This is a genomic window from Rathayibacter sp. PhB186 (assembly GCF_003751825.1).
GTDB lineage: Bacteria > Actinomycetota > Actinomycetes > Actinomycetales > Microbacteriaceae > Rathayibacter > Rathayibacter festucae.
On record NZ_RJKO01000006.1, the window covers coordinates 14,099 to 28,180 of the forward strand.

Here is a 14,082-nt window from a genome sequence, read left to right on the forward strand (position 1 = left end):
CGGGTTCGATTCGCAGGCGATGCCGGCCGGCAGGCCCGTCCTGCCGCAGGTCCAGGCTCCGCGAAGGGCGGATCGCCTGCAGATCGGACGTCCACCCGCCGGTAGCCTGGGCGCATGGCAGAACGCAGCTCCTGGTCGCTCGGTCGCGCACTCCGCGGCCTGTTCGAGAAGCGCACGATCGACGAGCAGACCTGGGACGACCTCGAGACGGCCCTGATCACCGCCGACTTCGGGCCGGACATCACCGAGGAGATGGTCGAGGACCTCCGTGCCAAGGTCGACCGCTACAACACGACCGACCCGCGCGACCTCCAGCGGATGCTCCGCGAGTCGCTGGAGGAGCGCCTCGCCAAGTACGACACGACCCTGAAGCTCAGCGAGCGGCCCGCGGTCATCCTGGTCGTCGGCGTCAACGGCGTCGGCAAGACCACGACCATCGGCAAGTTCGCGAAGTTCCTCCGCAACTTCGACCGCAGCGTCGTGGTCGGCGCCGCCGACACCTTCCGCGCTGCCGCGGTCGACCAGCTCGCCACCTGGGCGCAGCGCGCCGACGCGCAGATCGTCCGGCCGCAGCAGGAGCGCCAGGACCCGGCCTCCGTCGCCTACCAGACCGTCGAGTACGCGAAGACCCACGGCATCGAGATGGTCATCATCGACACTGCGGGCCGCCTGCACACCAAGGGCGGCCTGATGGACGAGCTCGGCAAGATCAAGCGCGTCGTCGAGAAGCAGGCGCCGATCTCCGAGATCCTGCTCGTCCTCGACGCGACCACCGGCCAGAACGGCCTGATGCAGGCCCAGGCCTTCATCGAGCACGCCGGCGTCACCGGCCTCGTCATCACCAAGCTCGACGGCTCGGCCAAGGGCGGCTTCGTCCTCGCCGTCCAGGAGAAGACCGGCATCCCCATCAAGCTCGTCGGCCAGGGCGAGGGCATCAACGACCTCACCGGCTTCACCCCCCACGTCTTCGCCGCCCAGCTCGTCGCCTGACCCGGGAGTCCCTCCTCCTCTTCTGCGAGATGCCACTTGTGCACGCGACACGCCGTGAAACGCGTGCACAACTGGCATCTCGCGAAGCAGTTCAGTCCCCGGCGCAGCGTGAGTCACCACTGACCGCCGGGCCGAGAGTGGACGCGAACCGAGTTCTGCGGGCGGGCCATGGCCCGAGACGGATCGACTCGGCGAACAGCCCTCTCGGAAGACCGGCCACTTTGCTGACCGAGTAGCCCGCGGAGCGGGCGTATCGAGATCCACCAGCGTCAGACAGCGAGTCTGCAGACCACCCCTGCTGACGATCGTGGGTCTCGATACGCCCCTGCCGGGCTACTCGACCAGCAAGGGCCCCCAGGACCCCATCCGCGAGATGCCACTTGTGCACGCGACACGCCGTGCAAGGCGTGCACAAGTGGCATCTCGCGGGGAGAGCGGGTCAGACCGCCTGGGAGAAGCCGAGGGCCGCGTCGGCCAGGTGGCGCAGGTGCTCCGGGACCGGCCGGCCCTTCGACTCCATCGAGCGGGCCCAGAGGCGGCCGGCGCGGTAGGAGGAGCGGACGAGCGGGCCGGAGAGCACGCCCAGGAAGCCGATGTCCTCCGCCTCCTCCTTGATCGCGACGAACTCCTCCGGGTGCACCCAGCGGTCCACCGGCAGATGCCGCGGCGTCGGGCGGAGGTACTGCGTGATCGTCACGATGTCGGTGCCCGCGTCATGCAGATCCTGCAGCGCCTGCGAGATCTCCTCGCGCTCCTCGCCCATGCCGAGGATGAGGTTCGACTTGGTGATCAGCCCCGCGTCGCGACCCTGGGTCAGCACGTCGAGCGAGCGCTCGTAGCGGAAGGCCGGCCGGATCCGCTTGAAGATGCGCGGCACCGTCTCGACGTTGTGCGCGAACACCTCCGGCCGGGCGTCGAACACCCGCTGCAGGTGCTCCGCCCGCCCGGTGAAGTCGGGGACCAGGATCTCGACCCCCGTCCCCGGCGCCTGCGCGTGGATCTGCCGGATCGTCTCGGCGTACAGCCAGGAGCCCTCGTCCGGCAGGTCGTCGCGGGCCACCCCGGTCACCGTCGCGTAGCGGAGGTTCATCCGCGCCACCGACTCGCCCACCCGGCGCGGCTCGTCGGCGTCGTAGTCCGCGGGCTTGCCGGTGTCGATCTGGCAGAAGTCGCAGCGCCGCGTGCACTGCGAGCCGCCGATCAGGAAGGTCGCCTCGCGGTCCTCCCAGCACTCGAAGATGTTCGGGCAGCCGGCCTCCTGGCAGACGGTGTGGAGCTCCTCGTCCTTCACCAGCGACTGCAGCTGCCGGTACTCCGGGCCCATCACGGCCTTGGTCTTGATCCACTCGGGCTTGCGCTCGATCGGCGTCTCGGCGTTGCGCACCTCGAGGCGCAGCAGCTTCCGGCCGCCGGTCTCGGCGCTCACGCCGCGACCCCGGCGACGACGTCCACGACCGCGAAGGCGGGCGCCGCCTCGCGGAACCGCGCCTCGACCCGGGCTCTCACCGACTCCATCGAGGGCGCCTCGCCGCGCTCGCGCTCGACGGTGGTCACTCCGGCGTCGGCGATGCCGCACGCGACGATCCTGGAGTAGGGCTCCAGGCTGTTCGACACGTTGAGCGCGAAGCCGTGCATCGTCACGCCGTGCGCCACCCGGATGCCGATGGCCGCGATCTTGTCGGCGCCCTCGCCCCGGCGGATCCAGACCCCCGAGCGACCGTCGACCCGCACCCCGGTGACACCGAGGTCGTCGAGCACGTCGATCAGCACGCCCTCGAGCGAGCGGACGTAGGCGACCACGTCCACCGGCTCGCGCAGCCGCACGATCGGGTAGCCGACCAGCTGCCCCGGCCCGTGCCAGGTCAGCCGTCCGCCTCGGTCGACATCGACCACCGGCGAGCCGTCGACCGGCCGCTCGTGCGACTCCGTGCGCTTGCCCGCCGTGTAGACGGCGGCGTGCTCGCAGAGCACGAGCGTGCCCGGCCGCGAACCGGCGACCACCTCGCCGTGCAGCCGGCGCTGCAGCTCCCAGCCGTCGCGGTAGTCCAGGGGATCCGCGGCGTCGCCCGCGAGCAGTGTCTCGATCACCCGGCCACCTTAGACGGGTTCCTGCACTCGGTACAGTTAATCGACGCGGGCCGCGGTCGTCCGACCTCCGGGAAGGCTCCGGTAGAATTCCCGGCATCATGGCTACTTTCGGCACCCTCTCCGATCGACTCGTCGAGACCTTCAAGAACCTGCGCACGAAGGGCAAGCTCTCGGCCTCGGACGTCGACGGCACCGTCCGCGAGATCCGGCGCGCGCTGCTCGACGCCGACGTCGCGCTCGACGTCGTCAAGTCGTTCACCGGCAAGATCCGGGAGCGCGCCCTCGGAGACGAGGTCAACAAGGCGCTGAACCCCGCGCAGCAGGTCGTGCAGATCGTCAACGAGGAGCTCGTCGCGATCCTCGGCGGCCAGTCGCGCCGCCTCGAGTTCGCCAAGCGCCCGCCGACGGTCATCATGCTCGCCGGCCTCCAGGGCGCGGGAAAGACGACCCTCGCCGGCAAGCTCGGCAAGTACCTCGGCAAGGACGGCCACACGCCGCTCCTCGTCGCGGCCGACCTCCAGCGCCCCAACGCGGTGCAGCAGCTGCAGGTCGTCGGCGAGCAGGCAGGCGTCGCCGTCTACGCGCCCGAGCCCGGCAACGGCGTCGGCAACCCGGTCAAGGTCGCGCAGAACGCGATCAAGTTCGCCACCGACAAGCAGTACGACACGGTCATCATCGACACCGCCGGCCGCCTCGGCGTCGACGCCGACATGATGAAGCAGGCCTCCGACATCCGCCGGGTGACGAACCCGGACGAGGTCCTCTTCGTCATCGACGCGATGATCGGCCAGGACGCGGTCGCCACCGCGAAGGCCTTCCAGGAGGGCGTCGACTTCACCGGCGTCGTCCTCTCCAAGCTCGACGGCGACGCCCGCGGTGGTGCGGCTCTCTCCGTCGCCTCGCTCACCGGCCGCCCGATCCTCTTCGCCTCCACCGGCGAGGGACTCGACGACTTCGAGCAGTTCCACCCGGACCGCATGGCGAGCCGCATCCTCGACCTCGGTGACGTCCTCACCCTCATCGAGCAGGCGCAGAGCGCGTTCGACGAGGACGAGGCGCGCAAGATCGCCGAGAAGATCATGGGGGACACGTTCACCCTCGACGACTTCCTCGGCCAGATGCAGCAGCTGCGCAACATGGGCTCGATCAAGAAGATGATCGGCATGCTGCCCGGCGCGAAGGGCATGCGCGAGCAGCTCGACCAGTTCGACGAGCGCGAGATCGTCCGTACCGAGGCGATCATCCAGTCGATGACCAAGGCCGAGCGGGTGAACCCGAAGCTGCTGAACGGCTCGCGGCGCCTGCGCATCGCGCGCGGATCCGGCATGACCGTGACCGACGTCAACCAGCTCGTCCTGCGCTTCGACCAGGCCGCGAAGATGATGAAGACCGTCGCCAAGGGCGGCGTGCCGAACGTCCCCGGCATGGGCCCCGTACCCGGTGCCGGCTACCAGGGCCGCCCGAAGCCGCAGAAGAAGAAGAGCAGCAAGTCGGGCAACCCGGCCAAGCGCGCCGCGGAGAACGCGGCGATCAGCTCCGGCCCGCAGTCCACGAACGCGGGCGGTTCGGGCTTCGGCCTCGGCGGAGGCTCCGGTGCGGGTGCGCAGCCCACTCCGGAGGAGCTGGAGCAGCTGCAGAAGCTCCTCGGCCGATGAGGGGCCTGCGCGCCGGTGTCGCAGTCGCAGCGGCGGCCGCAGTGGCCCTCGGGCTGGCCGGCTGCTCCGAGGGCTCGGGAGTGGACGCCGCCTCGGCCCCGTCGCCGGACGAGCTCGTCGGCCGCTGGGTCACGGGAGTGTCCTACGAGTCGCCGGACGTCCCGTTCCTGCTCCTCGCTGAGGACGGCACCTGGACCGGCTCCGACGGGTGCAACGGCGTGCAGGGCGAATGGTCGATCGACGGCGAGGGCGCGCTGACCGTCGACGCCGGCCCCAGCACGATGATCGCCTGCGACGGCGTCGCCCTGCCGATGATCTTCGCGGACGCGATGATGGCCTCGATCGACGGCGGCCGCCTCCGCCTCTTCGACGCCGACGGCGCCACCACCGTCAAGCTCGCCCGCTCCACCAGCGACGACGCCCCCACCGCGTCCCCCGACCCGGCCGGCGAGTAGCCGCCCCGATCGGATCTCGATACGCCCGCTGCGCGGCCTGCTCGATCAGCAGGGGTCCGCCTCATGCTGGTCGAGTAGTCCCGCAGGGGCGTATCGAGACCCACCACCGGCACGCCGCCCGCCGCGAGGTCTAGCGTGAAGGCATGACAACCGCTTCTCCGCGCCCCGTCCGCATCGGCGTCCAGATCGCTCCGCAGCACGTCTCCTACGAGGTCATCCGCGACACGCTCGCCGAGCTCGAGGACATCGGCGTCGACATCGCCTTCAACTGGGACCACTTCTACCCGCTCTCCGGCGAGCCCGACGGCCTGCACTTCGAGGGCTGGAGCATGCTCGCCGCCTGGGCCGAGCAGACCAGCCGCATCGAGTTCGGCCCGCTCGTCACCTGCAACAGCTACCGCAACCCCGACCTCCTCGCCGACATGGCCCGCACGGTCGACCACATCAGCGCCAAGGGCGCCGAGGGCCGCCTGATCTTCGGCATCGGCTCCGGCTGGTTCGAGCGCGACTACCAGGAGTACGGCTACGAGTTCGGCACCGCCGGCTCGCGCCTGGACGAGCTCTCCGAGGCCATGCCCCGCATCCGCGCCCGCTGGGACAAGCTGAACCCCGCTCCCACCCGCGACATCCCCGTGATGATCGGCGGCGGCGGCGAGAAGAAGACCCTCCGCATCGTCGCGGAGCACGCCGACATCTGGCACAGCTTCTCCGACGTCCCCACCCTCGAGCGCAAGCTCGGCGTCCTCGCCGACTGGTGCGGCCGCGTCGACCGCGACATGGACGCCATCGAGATCTCGACCGGCGCGAGCGTCCGCGGGGGAGTCGGCGACGCCTCCTTCGGCGTGCTCGACCAGCAGTTCGATCTCGGTGCCCGCCTCTTCACTCTCGGCATCACCGGCCCGGACATCGACCTCCAGCCGGTGCGCGACCTGCTCTCCTGGCGCGACGGCAAGAACAGCACCACCCGCTGAGCGGCTCCCCGGGGGTCAGCCGGGCGCGTCCGTCGCCCGCTGGTCCCCGGGGATCGCCTGCGCGAGCCCGGCCTTCTCGGCGGCGAGCACGAAGGCGTCCGCGAGCGCGACCTGGCCCTCGGCCGTCGGATGCACGCCGTCCTCGGCGAGCAGCCCGTCGGCGCGCAGCGGGTCCGGGTACTCGAGGGCGATCCCGCCCGCCGCGTCCACGGCGCCCACGAGCGCCGCATCGTAGGCGTCCAGGTCCTCGGGTCGCGGATCCGGCCCCCACACCGAGTCGAGCGCGATCAGCTTCGCGGAGGGGGAGGCCTCCGCGATCGCCTGCACCGCCGGGCCCATCGCGTCGGCGACCTCCTCGGGCGTCCAGCCGAGGTCGTTGCTGCTGGCGATCAGCACGATCGCGTCGGGCCGGGTGTCGGCGATCTCCTCGGCCCGGTCGCCGATCGCGACGCCGCAGTCGCCGGGCTCGATGAAGCCGCCGCCGTCGCAGCCCAGGTTGACGACGCTCCAGCCCAGGTCGGCGCCGACGAGCGCGGGCCAGGCCTGTCCGGGATCGAGGCCCAGGCCGCGGACGATGCTGTCGCCCACGATGGTCACCCGCGCGCCGGCCGGCAGTGCCCCGCCGAGCGCGAGCGGCGCGGAGTCGGACAGCGGATCCGAGGTCGGCGACGGCAGGGCAGTGGCCGTCGCGGCGGACGCCGTCGGTGTCGCACCCGCTCCGGCGGGAGCGCCGCTGGCACTCGAGCACCCGGCGAGAGCCAGCGCGCTCGCGCCGAGCAGCAGCGCGCCCGCGAGGAGCCGTCGGGTCATGCCCGCGGGTCCTTCAAACCGTCACGCAGCTCGCCGGCGAGCGCGCGGACGACGGCCTTCAGATCGCCGTCGTTCTCGGCCGCGGTGCGCAACTGGCGCTGGTAGCTGGCGCCCGCGACGAGGATCAGCTCGACGTCCGCGAGCTCCGCCGCGCAGCCGAGCCGCTCCGCCACCGGCGCGAGCGTCGTGAGCAGATCGCGGATGTCGTCCGTGACGAGCCGCTCGTTCCCGGCGGCGTCGAGGATGATCTCGGCGTCGAGTCCGTAGCGCGCGGCGCGCCACTTGTTCTCCCGGACGTACCAGGGCTGCATCGTCGCGAGCGTCCCGCCCTCGTCGAGCTGGGTGGAGAGGTGCTCGACCAGGCACTGGATCAGCGCCGCGACCGCACCGATCTCCTCCGGCGAGGACAGCCCGTCGCAGGCGCGCATCTCGATCGTGCCCCACTGCGGGGAGGGGCGGATGTCCCAGCGGACCTCGGTGTGGTCGTCGATGACGCCGGTGCGCATCATGTCGTCGACGTACTCCTCGTAGTTCGCCCAGGCGCCGAACTGCGGCGGCAGCCCGGCGGTCGGGAGCTGCTGGAACATCAGCGCGCGGTTCGAGGCGTAGCCGGTGTCGACGCCGCCCCAGAACGGGCTGGAGGCCGAGAGCGCCTGGAGGTGCGGGTAGTAGTCGAGGAGCGCGTTGAGGATCGTCAGGACCTTGTCGCGGTCCTCGATCCCCACGTGCACGTGGATGCCCCAGATCATCATGTTCCGACCCCACCACTGGGTGCGGTCGATGAGCCGGTGGTACCGCTCCTTGTCGGTGATGGTCTGGTCGTACCACTGCGCGAAGGGGTGCGAGCCGGAGCAGACGAGGTCCAGGCCCATCGGGTCGGTGATCTCGCGCACCTGGCGCAGCTGGTCCTGCAGGTCGGCGACGGCGTCGCGGACGGTGCGGTGCACCCCGGAGACCAGCTCGACCGTGTTCTTCAGCAGCTCGCCGGTGATCCGCGGATGCGGCGATCCGTCCTCGCCGCGGAGCGCCTCGAGCACGACGTCGGCGACGTTGGCGAGATCGCCCGTCTGCCGGTCGACGATGGCGACCTCCCACTCGATCCCGAGGGTGGAGCGGTCGGATTCGGCGAAGGTGATCTCCATGACGGCGTCCTCGTCAGTCCGGCGTCCACCGGGGCGGGACGCGCCCCCACATCCTCGCACCAGAGACCGGAGCGGACGCCGAGTGACGGGTGTCCGTGTCGGGGCCGCAGGCCGGGGGTTTTTCTGGCAGAATGATCCGTCGGGTCCGAGGCGGTCGACCCTCTACTCACCGCCGAAGAAACCCCCTCGAGCTTCCGGCCGGGTGTGCACCCCACGCTCACGGCTCAGTTCATCCATCATCGACCTCACGGTCAACGACCACACAGGAGAATTGTGGCTGTCAAGATTCGTCTGAAGCGCCTCGGCAAGATCCGAGCGCCCTACTACCGCATCGTCGTCGCCGACTCGCGCACCAAGCGCGACGGCCGCGTGATCGAGGAGATCGGCCAGTACCACCCGACCGAGCAGCCCTCGTTCATCAAGGTCGACTCGGAGCGCGCGCAGTACTGGCTCGGAGTCGGCGCGCAGCCGACCGAGCAGGTCGCCGCGATCCTCAAGCTGACCGGCGACTGGGGCCGCTTCAAGGGCGACGCCGACGCCGTCAGCACCGTCCAGGTGAAGGAGCCCAAGGCTCCGTTCGTCGTCGACGCCAAGAAGAAGCCGGTCCTCAAGCCGAAGTCCGAGGCTCCCGCCAAGGCCACCGCGCCCGAGGCGCCCGCCGCCGACGAAGCCTCCACCGAGGCGTAGTCCATGCTCGCTCCCGCCGTCGAACACCTCGTCAAGGGGATCGTCGAGAACCCCGATGAGGTCAAGGTCGTGGCTACGAGCTCCCCGCGCGGAGAGGTCCTCGAGGTGCGCGTGCACCCCGAGGACCTCGGCCGCGTGATCGGACGTTCCGGTCGCACCGCCAAGGCCGTCCGCACTCTCGTCGCTGCCCTCGCCGACGGGCGACGCGTGCGCGTCGACGTCGTCGACACCGACAAGTAGGGTGGCGGCCCCCGCAGCGGGCACGACGCAGCTCCGCGTCGCCCGACTCACCAAGGCCCACGGGCTCAAGGGCGCGATCAAGCTCGAGCTCTACACCGACGAGCCCGACAAGCGCTTCACCCCCGGCGCCTCCTTCACGCTCCAGGTGCCGCGCACCTCCGAGTGGCACGGCAAGAAGCTCGAGCTCGTCGAGCTGCGCTGGTACAACAGCCACCCCGTCGCGTTCTTCAAGGGCATCGCCGACCGCGACGCCGCCGAGACCCTCCTCAAGGCGATCCTCTGGATCGACGAGGAGGTGCAGACCGAGCCCGGCGACGACGACTCCTGGTACGACTACCAGCTGGTCGGCATGTCCGTCGTCCGCGACGGCCGCGAGGTCGGCACGGTCCGCCGCGTCGACCACTTCCCCGCGCAAGACCTCCTGATCGTCGGCACGCCGTCCGGCGAGGTGATGGTCCCGTTCGTGAACGCGATCGTCCCGTCCGTCGACCCGGTCGCCGGCGTCGTCACCGTCACGCCGCCGATCGGCCTCTTCGAGGAGGCTCCCGAGGAGGAGCCCGCCGAGGTGGACCTCAGCGGCGTCGACCTCTCCGACCCCGAGCTGGCCGCGGCCGCGCCGGTCGAGGACGAAGCCGACGCCGAAGCTGAATCCGAGTCCGCCGACGTGACAGCCGACTCCGCGGATGCCGCGACCCCGGACTCCCAGGAGGAGCCGCGGTCGTGAGGATCGACATCGTCACGATCTTCCCGGAGTTCTTCGGCGTCCTCGACATCAGCCTGCTCGGGCGCGCGCGCCAGAGCGGGCTGATCGAGCTCGGGGTGCACGACCTCCGCTCCTTCACGCACGACCGGCACCGCACCGTCGACGACACGCCCTACGGCGGCGGCGCCGGCATGGTGATGCGGCCCGAGCCGTGGGGTGAGGCGTTCGACACGATCCTCGATCCCGCGGCGGACCCGCTGGTGATCTTCCCCTCGCCCGCCGGCGAGGTCTTCACCCAGGCGACCGCGCGCGAGCTCGCGCAGGAGTCGTCCCTCGTGTTCGGCTGCGGCCGCTACGAGGGCATCGACCAGCGCGTCGTCGACCACACCGCCGAGCGCGCCCGCGTGCGGATGATCAGCCTCGGCGACTACGTCCTCAACGGGGGAGAGGTCGCCGTGATGGCGATGATCGAGGCCGTCGGCCGCCTCGTGCCCGGCGTCGTCGGCAACCCAGCGAGCCTGGTCGAGGAGAGCCACTCCGACGGCCTGCTCGAGTACCCCAGCTACACCAAGCCCGCGTCCTGGCGCGGCCTCGACGTCCCCCCGGTGCTGCTCAGCGGCAACCACGGAGCGATCGCCGCCTGGCGCCACGAGCAGAGCGTCGAGCGCACCCGCCGGGTCCGCCCGGAGCTCCTGCCCTGACCCACCTCCGCGAGATGCCACTTGCGTTCGCCTTCCTCGGCGTGTCGCGTACCGAAGTGGCATCTCGCGACTTCACGCCTGGCCCCGATCCCGCGAGATGCCACTTGTGCACGCCTTCTGCGACGTGTCGCGCTCATAAGTGGCATCTCGCGGCGGGGGTCAGGGCGCGCGCGTCAGGGTGAGGTGGCGTTCGCGGAGGGCGAGGAAGAGGGGGAAGGCGAAGGCCAGGGCGACCAGGGGCGCGAGCAGGACGAGGATCCAGACCCGCTTCATGCCGATGCGGCGCCCCTCCGCCAGCATGAAGGCGACGGCAGCGATCGCCACCACCAGCAGGTCCGTCGTGATCGACGAGACCGCCGGTCCGCCGCCCGCGAGGTCGCCGAGGATGTCGACGCTCTCCAGCACGGCGCGGACGTTGTACGTCCAGGTACCGACGAGGCCGGCGACGGCGAGCAGAAGGTAGATCACGGCGGGCGGCGTCCAGCCGCGGCGCAGCCGGCTCATCGCGCCACCTCGGCGGAGGCGCGGCGGACCGCGACGACTCCCGCGATCACGAGGGCGAGCGCGACAGCGCCGCCGACGGCGAGGGTGAGCGCATCCGGGGCCACGATCGACTGCCCGCGCAGCGCCTGCCAGCAGGTCAGCGCGACGAGGGCCGACCACGCGAGCGCCGCGAGCGCGACCAGTCGGAGGCGGAGGGTCGCGTCGCCGAGCAGCCGCACCCGCGTCGCCAGCCGTGCGAGCGCGAAGGCCAGCAGCGGCAGCCCCTGCAGCGCGTGCATCCCGAGGAAGTGCGGGATCCGGAGGTCGCCGCCCGTGGTGCTCCAGCCGAGCAGTGGCAGTCCTGCGCCGCCGTCGTCCACGCCGACCGCGTGCGCGCCGACGACGCCCTGGTAATCCGAGAGCTGCGAGGCGGTCGGCCCGGTCATCAGGAAGGCGAGCGCCATCCCGACGAGTCCGATCACGAGGCCGGCCCGGACCGCGAGAGTGAGCGAGGGGTCGCCGAGCGGCACCCGCGCCAGGAGCGCCGCGAGCACCAGCGTGACCAGCCAGACGACGACGATCGACACCGCCATCGCCGCCCAGAGCGCCGAGTGCAGCGGGGTGGTGACGTTGAAGTGGCTGGTGACGCCCACCGCGGCGGCGCCGCCGATGACGACCATCTCGATCGCAAGGCCGGCGACCGCGATGCTGCCGAGGATCCGCGCGAGTCGCCGGCGGCGCTCGGGGACGAGGCCGATCAGCCAGGCGAGCGTCAGTGCGTAGACGGCGATGGAGAGGCAGAACTTCAGCGGCTTCGCCCAGAGCGGCTGGCCGCCGAGCTCGCGCGGGTCGACGAGCAGCAGGACGAGGCAGGCCAGGACGCCGACCGCCATCGCCGCGGCGAGGACGAGGAGCGGGCGGTGCGGACGGGCGAGGACCGCTGCTGCACGCTCCGGACGCTGGATCGTGGCGGTCATCGCGCGACCTCGGCGTTCTCTCGCGCCACGACGTGCTCGGAGGCGGACGCCGAGTCCTGCCGCTCCCCGAACCTCCGCTGCGTCTCGCGGGCCTGGGCCACGCGGCGCATCGACTGCAGCACGACGTCGCCGAGGGCCGTGCCCACCGCCGCGATCGACGTCTGCTCGCTCACGCTGCTGCGGGCCTCGAGCTCGTCCAGGTCCGCGCCCGCGACGATCGCCGCCGCCCGGGCGTAGGCGTCGAGCCAGGACGGCGTCATCCCGCCCCCGGAGAGCTCCAGGGCGTCCAGCGCCCGCGCCGCCGTCCGCACCGCCGGGTGCTCGCAGTAGTCGTCGCCGACCACCGACCGCACCCGCTCGAGCGCGTCGTCCGAGGCGACGGCCTCGGAGTCGACGTTCGCGGAGACGACGTCCTGCGCCACCTCGAACGCGACCGCCGGGGGAGCGCCCTCGTCCAGCACGGCCGTGATCCGCTTCGCGCCGGCGATGCCGACTCCGCCGCTCTCGATCAGCGCGCGGAGCAGGCGGAGCCGGGCGAGGTGCTCGTCGCCGTACTCGGACCGCTGCGGCCCCGAGGCCGTGCCCGGTGGCAGCAGCCCCTCACGGATGTAGTACTTGATCGTGGGCAGGCTGACGCCGCTGAGGCGGCTGAGCTCCGAGACTCGCATGCGGATAGTATTGCTATCGGATACCGCTGCTGTCCAGTGCTCGCGGGAGAACCTTCCGGGGCTGGGCTCAGTCGCGCGCGGAGAGGACGATGTTGCCGGTCTCCGTGATCGCGATCGTGTGCTCCATGTGCGCGCCGCGCGAGCCGTCGCGGCTGCGGAGGGTCCAGCCGTCCTTGTCGGTGTAGATCTCGTCGGTGCTCTGCAGGAACCACGGCTCGATCGCCACGACCAGGCCCGGGCGCAGCGGGTAGCCGCGGCCGGCGCGGCCGTCGTTGGCGATGTGCGGGTCGCCGTGCATGGTGCGGCCGACGCCGTGGCCGCCGAAGTCGGTGTTGATGCTGAGCCCCTCGGCGCGGGCGACCGCGGCGATGGCGGCGGAGATGTCGCCAATCTTCTTGCCCGGCTGCGCGGCGGCGATGCCGGCCTCGAGCGCGCGGGTCGTGGTGTCGACGAGCTTCAGGTCCTCGGGGCGGGGCGTGCCGACGGCGACGGTGATCGCGGAGTCGGCGACCCAGCCGTCGACGGAGGCGGCGAAGTCCAGGGTCAGCAGGTCGCCGTCGCGCAGGCGGTAGTCGAAGGGGAGGCCGTGCAGCACGGCGTCGTTCACCGACGTGCAGATCACCTTGCCGAACGGGCTGGCGCCGAACGACGGGTGGTAGTCGATGTAGCAGGACTCCGCTCCGGCCGAGCGGATCATGTCGTGGGCGAGGCGGTCGAGCTCGAGCAGGTTGACGCCCACGGCGGCCGCGGCTGACGTCGCCGTCAGCACCTCGGCGACGAAGCGGCCGGCCGGGCGCATCTCCTCGATCTCGGCGGGTGTGCGCAGCTCGATCATGCTGATCCTCTCGGGGGTCGCTGAGGCGTTCTTCAGCGGTCATGGGTACCGTCGGTGCATGCGCACGAGACGGGCTTTCGGTTCCTGGCTGTACCCTGCGGCGGTCGTCCTGCCGCTCTGGATCCTCCTGGGGTACGGACTCTTCGGAGGATCGAGCGGCTGGACCGTGCTCGGCCTGGTCATCGCCCTCCCCATTCTGGCGGTCGCTCTGGCCGTCGTCGCGAGCGTCGTGGCGTTTCGGGTGACCGTGCGGCCCTCGCGGACCCCCGCCTGGGGCGACGTGGCGGCGCTCGGCGCCTGGCACGTGTCGCTGATCGCCTTCGGCTTCTTCCCTCCCGGGGCGTGGGCGCTCGGCCTGCTCTCGATCCTGCTGGGCGTCGTCGCGTTCACCCACTCCGTCTGGCGCTTCTTCACGGACGCGCGGGCGACGCTCCTCGCCTTCGCCGCGGCCGCCGAGGTGCAGGCCCAGGGCGGCCCGCAGCCGCAGCCGGTGACGGACGACCGCTTCGACCCGGAGCGCCCCCAGGACGGGCAGACGATCGTCCTCTGAAGCGACCGTGCCGGATCGCGGCTTCCACTCCTCGCAAGTTGTCGTAGTGGGCATCCGAGTACGACAACTTCTGCGCAGTTGCCCTCGCGCATCTGTCCTCAGGACCTCGCCGGGACCGCCGCTTTGA

Annotated in this window: 17 protein-coding genes; 9 read left to right on the forward strand and 8 right to left on the reverse strand. The window is 71.4% G+C overall.

All coding sequences use genetic code 11. The features are described 5' to 3' along the window. The first annotated feature begins 114 nt into the window (after positions 1-114). The gene (ftsY, locus tag EDF45_RS14915; RefSeq protein ID WP_123703286.1) at positions 115-990 is read left to right on the forward strand and encodes a signal recognition particle-docking protein FtsY; all 876 of its coding nucleotides are present in this window, start codon (positions 115-117) and stop codon (positions 988-990) included. Between the two features lie 439 nt (positions 991-1,429). On the opposite strand, the gene lipA is transcribed toward ftsY, so the two are convergent. Beyond that, on the reverse strand, positions 1,430-2,416 hold the full coding sequence (lipA, locus tag EDF45_RS14920; protein ID WP_185020206.1) for a lipoyl synthase: 987 nt from the start codon (positions 2,414-2,416) through the stop codon (positions 1,430-1,432). Further along, complete coding sequence (gene lipB, locus EDF45_RS14925) at positions 2,413-3,078, reverse strand: lipoyl(octanoyl) transferase LipB (RefSeq protein WP_123736840.1); 666 nt, start codon at positions 3,076-3,078, stop codon at positions 2,413-2,415. The genes lipA and lipB overlap by 4 nt, the downstream gene beginning before the upstream one ends. A 98-nt stretch (positions 3,079-3,176) precedes the next feature. Between lipB and ffh the strand changes: the two genes are divergently transcribed. The 3 genes from ffh (at position 3,177) to EDF45_RS14940 (ending at position 6,159) form a co-directional block, all read left to right on the forward strand. Continuing rightward, entirely contained in the window at positions 3,177-4,733 is a 1,557-nt protein-coding gene (ffh, locus tag EDF45_RS14930) for a signal recognition particle protein (RefSeq protein ID WP_123736841.1), read from the forward strand. Further along, positions 4,730-5,188 (forward strand): META domain-containing protein, encoded by a 459-nt coding sequence (locus EDF45_RS14935; protein ID WP_123736842.1) that lies wholly within the window; start codon positions 4,730-4,732, stop codon positions 5,186-5,188. The genes ffh and EDF45_RS14935 overlap by 4 nt, the downstream gene beginning before the upstream one ends. 143 nt (positions 5,189-5,331) lie before the next feature. Further along, positions 5,332-6,159, forward strand: coding sequence for an LLM class F420-dependent oxidoreductase (locus EDF45_RS14940; RefSeq protein WP_123736843.1), 828 nt, complete (start codon positions 5,332-5,334; stop codon positions 6,157-6,159). Positions 6,160-6,174: 15 nt separating this feature from the next. Here EDF45_RS14940 and EDF45_RS14945 read toward each other — a convergent pair whose 3' ends face one another. Both EDF45_RS14945 and EDF45_RS14950 read right to left on the reverse strand, forming a co-directional pair. Continuing rightward, a complete protein-coding gene (locus tag EDF45_RS14945; RefSeq protein WP_123736844.1) occupies positions 6,175-6,969 on the reverse strand; it encodes an SGNH/GDSL hydrolase family protein in 795 nt (264 codons plus the stop codon). Beyond that, positions 6,966-8,111 carry a glutamate--cysteine ligase gene (locus EDF45_RS14950; RefSeq protein WP_123736845.1) on the reverse strand — a complete coding sequence of 382 codons (1,146 nt, stop codon included), beginning with the start codon at positions 8,109-8,111 and terminating at the stop codon, positions 6,966-6,968. The genes EDF45_RS14945 and EDF45_RS14950 overlap by 4 nt, the downstream gene beginning before the upstream one ends. A 273-nt stretch (positions 8,112-8,384) precedes the next feature. Between EDF45_RS14950 and rpsP the strand changes: the two genes are divergently transcribed. The 4 genes from rpsP to trmD are packed head-to-tail and all read left to right on the forward strand — an operon-like array spanning position 8,385 to position 10,442. Further along, entirely contained in the window at positions 8,385-8,798 is a 414-nt protein-coding gene (rpsP, locus tag EDF45_RS14955; RefSeq protein WP_123445713.1) for a 30S ribosomal protein S16, read from the forward strand. Between the two features lie 3 nt (positions 8,799-8,801). Further along, a complete protein-coding gene (locus EDF45_RS14960; protein ID WP_123445714.1) occupies positions 8,802-9,038 on the forward strand; it encodes an RNA-binding protein in 237 nt (78 codons plus the stop codon). Position 9,039: 1 nt separating this feature from the next. Beyond that, the gene (gene rimM, locus EDF45_RS14965; protein WP_123736846.1) at positions 9,040-9,762 is read left to right on the forward strand and encodes a ribosome maturation factor RimM; all 723 of its coding nucleotides are present in this window, start codon (positions 9,040-9,042) and stop codon (positions 9,760-9,762) included. After that, positions 9,759-10,442, forward strand: coding sequence for a tRNA (guanosine(37)-N1)-methyltransferase TrmD (gene trmD / locus EDF45_RS14970; protein ID WP_123445716.1), 684 nt, complete (start codon positions 9,759-9,761; stop codon positions 10,440-10,442). The genes rimM and trmD overlap by 4 nt, the downstream gene beginning before the upstream one ends. Before the next feature lie 159 nt (positions 10,443-10,601). Here trmD and EDF45_RS14975 read toward each other — a convergent pair whose 3' ends face one another. From EDF45_RS14975 to map, 4 genes are all read right to left on the reverse strand, one after another. Beyond that, on the reverse strand, positions 10,602-10,946 hold the full coding sequence (locus EDF45_RS14975) for a DUF2834 domain-containing protein (protein WP_123736847.1): 345 nt from the start codon (positions 10,944-10,946) through the stop codon (positions 10,602-10,604). Beyond that, the gene (locus EDF45_RS14980; protein WP_123736848.1) at positions 10,943-11,902 is read right to left on the reverse strand and encodes a hypothetical protein; all 960 of its coding nucleotides are present in this window, start codon (positions 11,900-11,902) and stop codon (positions 10,943-10,945) included. Before EDF45_RS14980 ends, EDF45_RS14975 begins: the two co-directional genes overlap by 4 nt. Continuing rightward, positions 11,899-12,570, reverse strand: a complete 672-nt coding sequence (locus tag EDF45_RS14985; protein WP_123736849.1) for a MerR family transcriptional regulator — start codon at positions 12,568-12,570, stop codon at positions 11,899-11,901. Before EDF45_RS14985 ends, EDF45_RS14980 begins: the two co-directional genes overlap by 4 nt. A gap of 67 nt (positions 12,571-12,637) precedes the next feature. Beyond that, positions 12,638-13,405: a type I methionyl aminopeptidase gene (gene map / locus EDF45_RS14990; RefSeq protein WP_123736850.1), complete on the reverse strand. Its 768-nt coding sequence runs from the start codon at positions 13,403-13,405 to the stop codon at positions 12,638-12,640. Positions 13,406-13,463: 58 nt separating this feature from the next. On the opposite strand from map, the gene EDF45_RS14995 reads away from it, so the two are divergent. Then, complete coding sequence (locus EDF45_RS14995) at positions 13,464-13,955, forward strand: hypothetical protein (RefSeq protein ID WP_148060302.1); 492 nt, start codon at positions 13,464-13,466, stop codon at positions 13,953-13,955. The last annotated feature ends 127 nt before the right edge of the window (positions 13,956-14,082 follow it).

Bases quoted from the DNA above. Each gene is read 5' to 3' on its own strand.
- ftsY (WP_123703286.1), top strand. From the start codon at position 115: ATGGCAGAACGCAGCTCCTGGTCGCTCGGTCGCGCACTCCGCGGCCTG.
- ffh (WP_123736841.1), top strand. From the start codon at position 3,177: ATGGCTACTTTCGGCACCCTCTCCGATCGACTCGTCGAGACCTTCAAG.
- EDF45_RS14935 (WP_123736842.1), top strand. From the start codon at position 4,730: ATGAGGGGCCTGCGCGCCGGTGTCGCAGTCGCAGCGGCGGCCGCAGTG.
- EDF45_RS14940 (WP_123736843.1), top strand. From the start codon at position 5,332: ATGACAACCGCTTCTCCGCGCCCCGTCCGCATCGGCGTCCAGATCGCT.
- EDF45_RS14945 (WP_123736844.1), bottom strand. From the start codon at position 6,969: ATGACCCGACGGCTCCTCGCGGGCGCGCTGCTGCTCGGCGCGAGCGCG.
- EDF45_RS14950 (WP_123736845.1), bottom strand. From the start codon at position 8,111: ATGGAGATCACCTTCGCCGAATCCGACCGCTCCACCCTCGGGATCGAG.
- EDF45_RS14960 (WP_123445714.1), top strand. From the start codon at position 8,802: ATGCTCGCTCCCGCCGTCGAACACCTCGTCAAGGGGATCGTCGAGAAC.
- EDF45_RS14975 (WP_123736847.1), bottom strand. From the start codon at position 10,946: ATGAGCCGGCTGCGCCGCGGCTGGACGCCGCCCGCCGTGATCTACCTT.
- EDF45_RS14980 (WP_123736848.1), bottom strand. From the start codon at position 11,902: ATGACCGCCACGATCCAGCGTCCGGAGCGTGCAGCAGCGGTCCTCGCC.
- EDF45_RS14985 (WP_123736849.1), bottom strand. From the start codon at position 12,570: ATGCGAGTCTCGGAGCTCAGCCGCCTCAGCGGCGTCAGCCTGCCCACG.
- map (WP_123736850.1), bottom strand. From the start codon at position 13,405: ATGATCGAGCTGCGCACACCCGCCGAGATCGAGGAGATGCGCCCGGCC.
- EDF45_RS14995 (WP_148060302.1), top strand. From the start codon at position 13,464: ATGCGCACGAGACGGGCTTTCGGTTCCTGGCTGTACCCTGCGGCGGTC.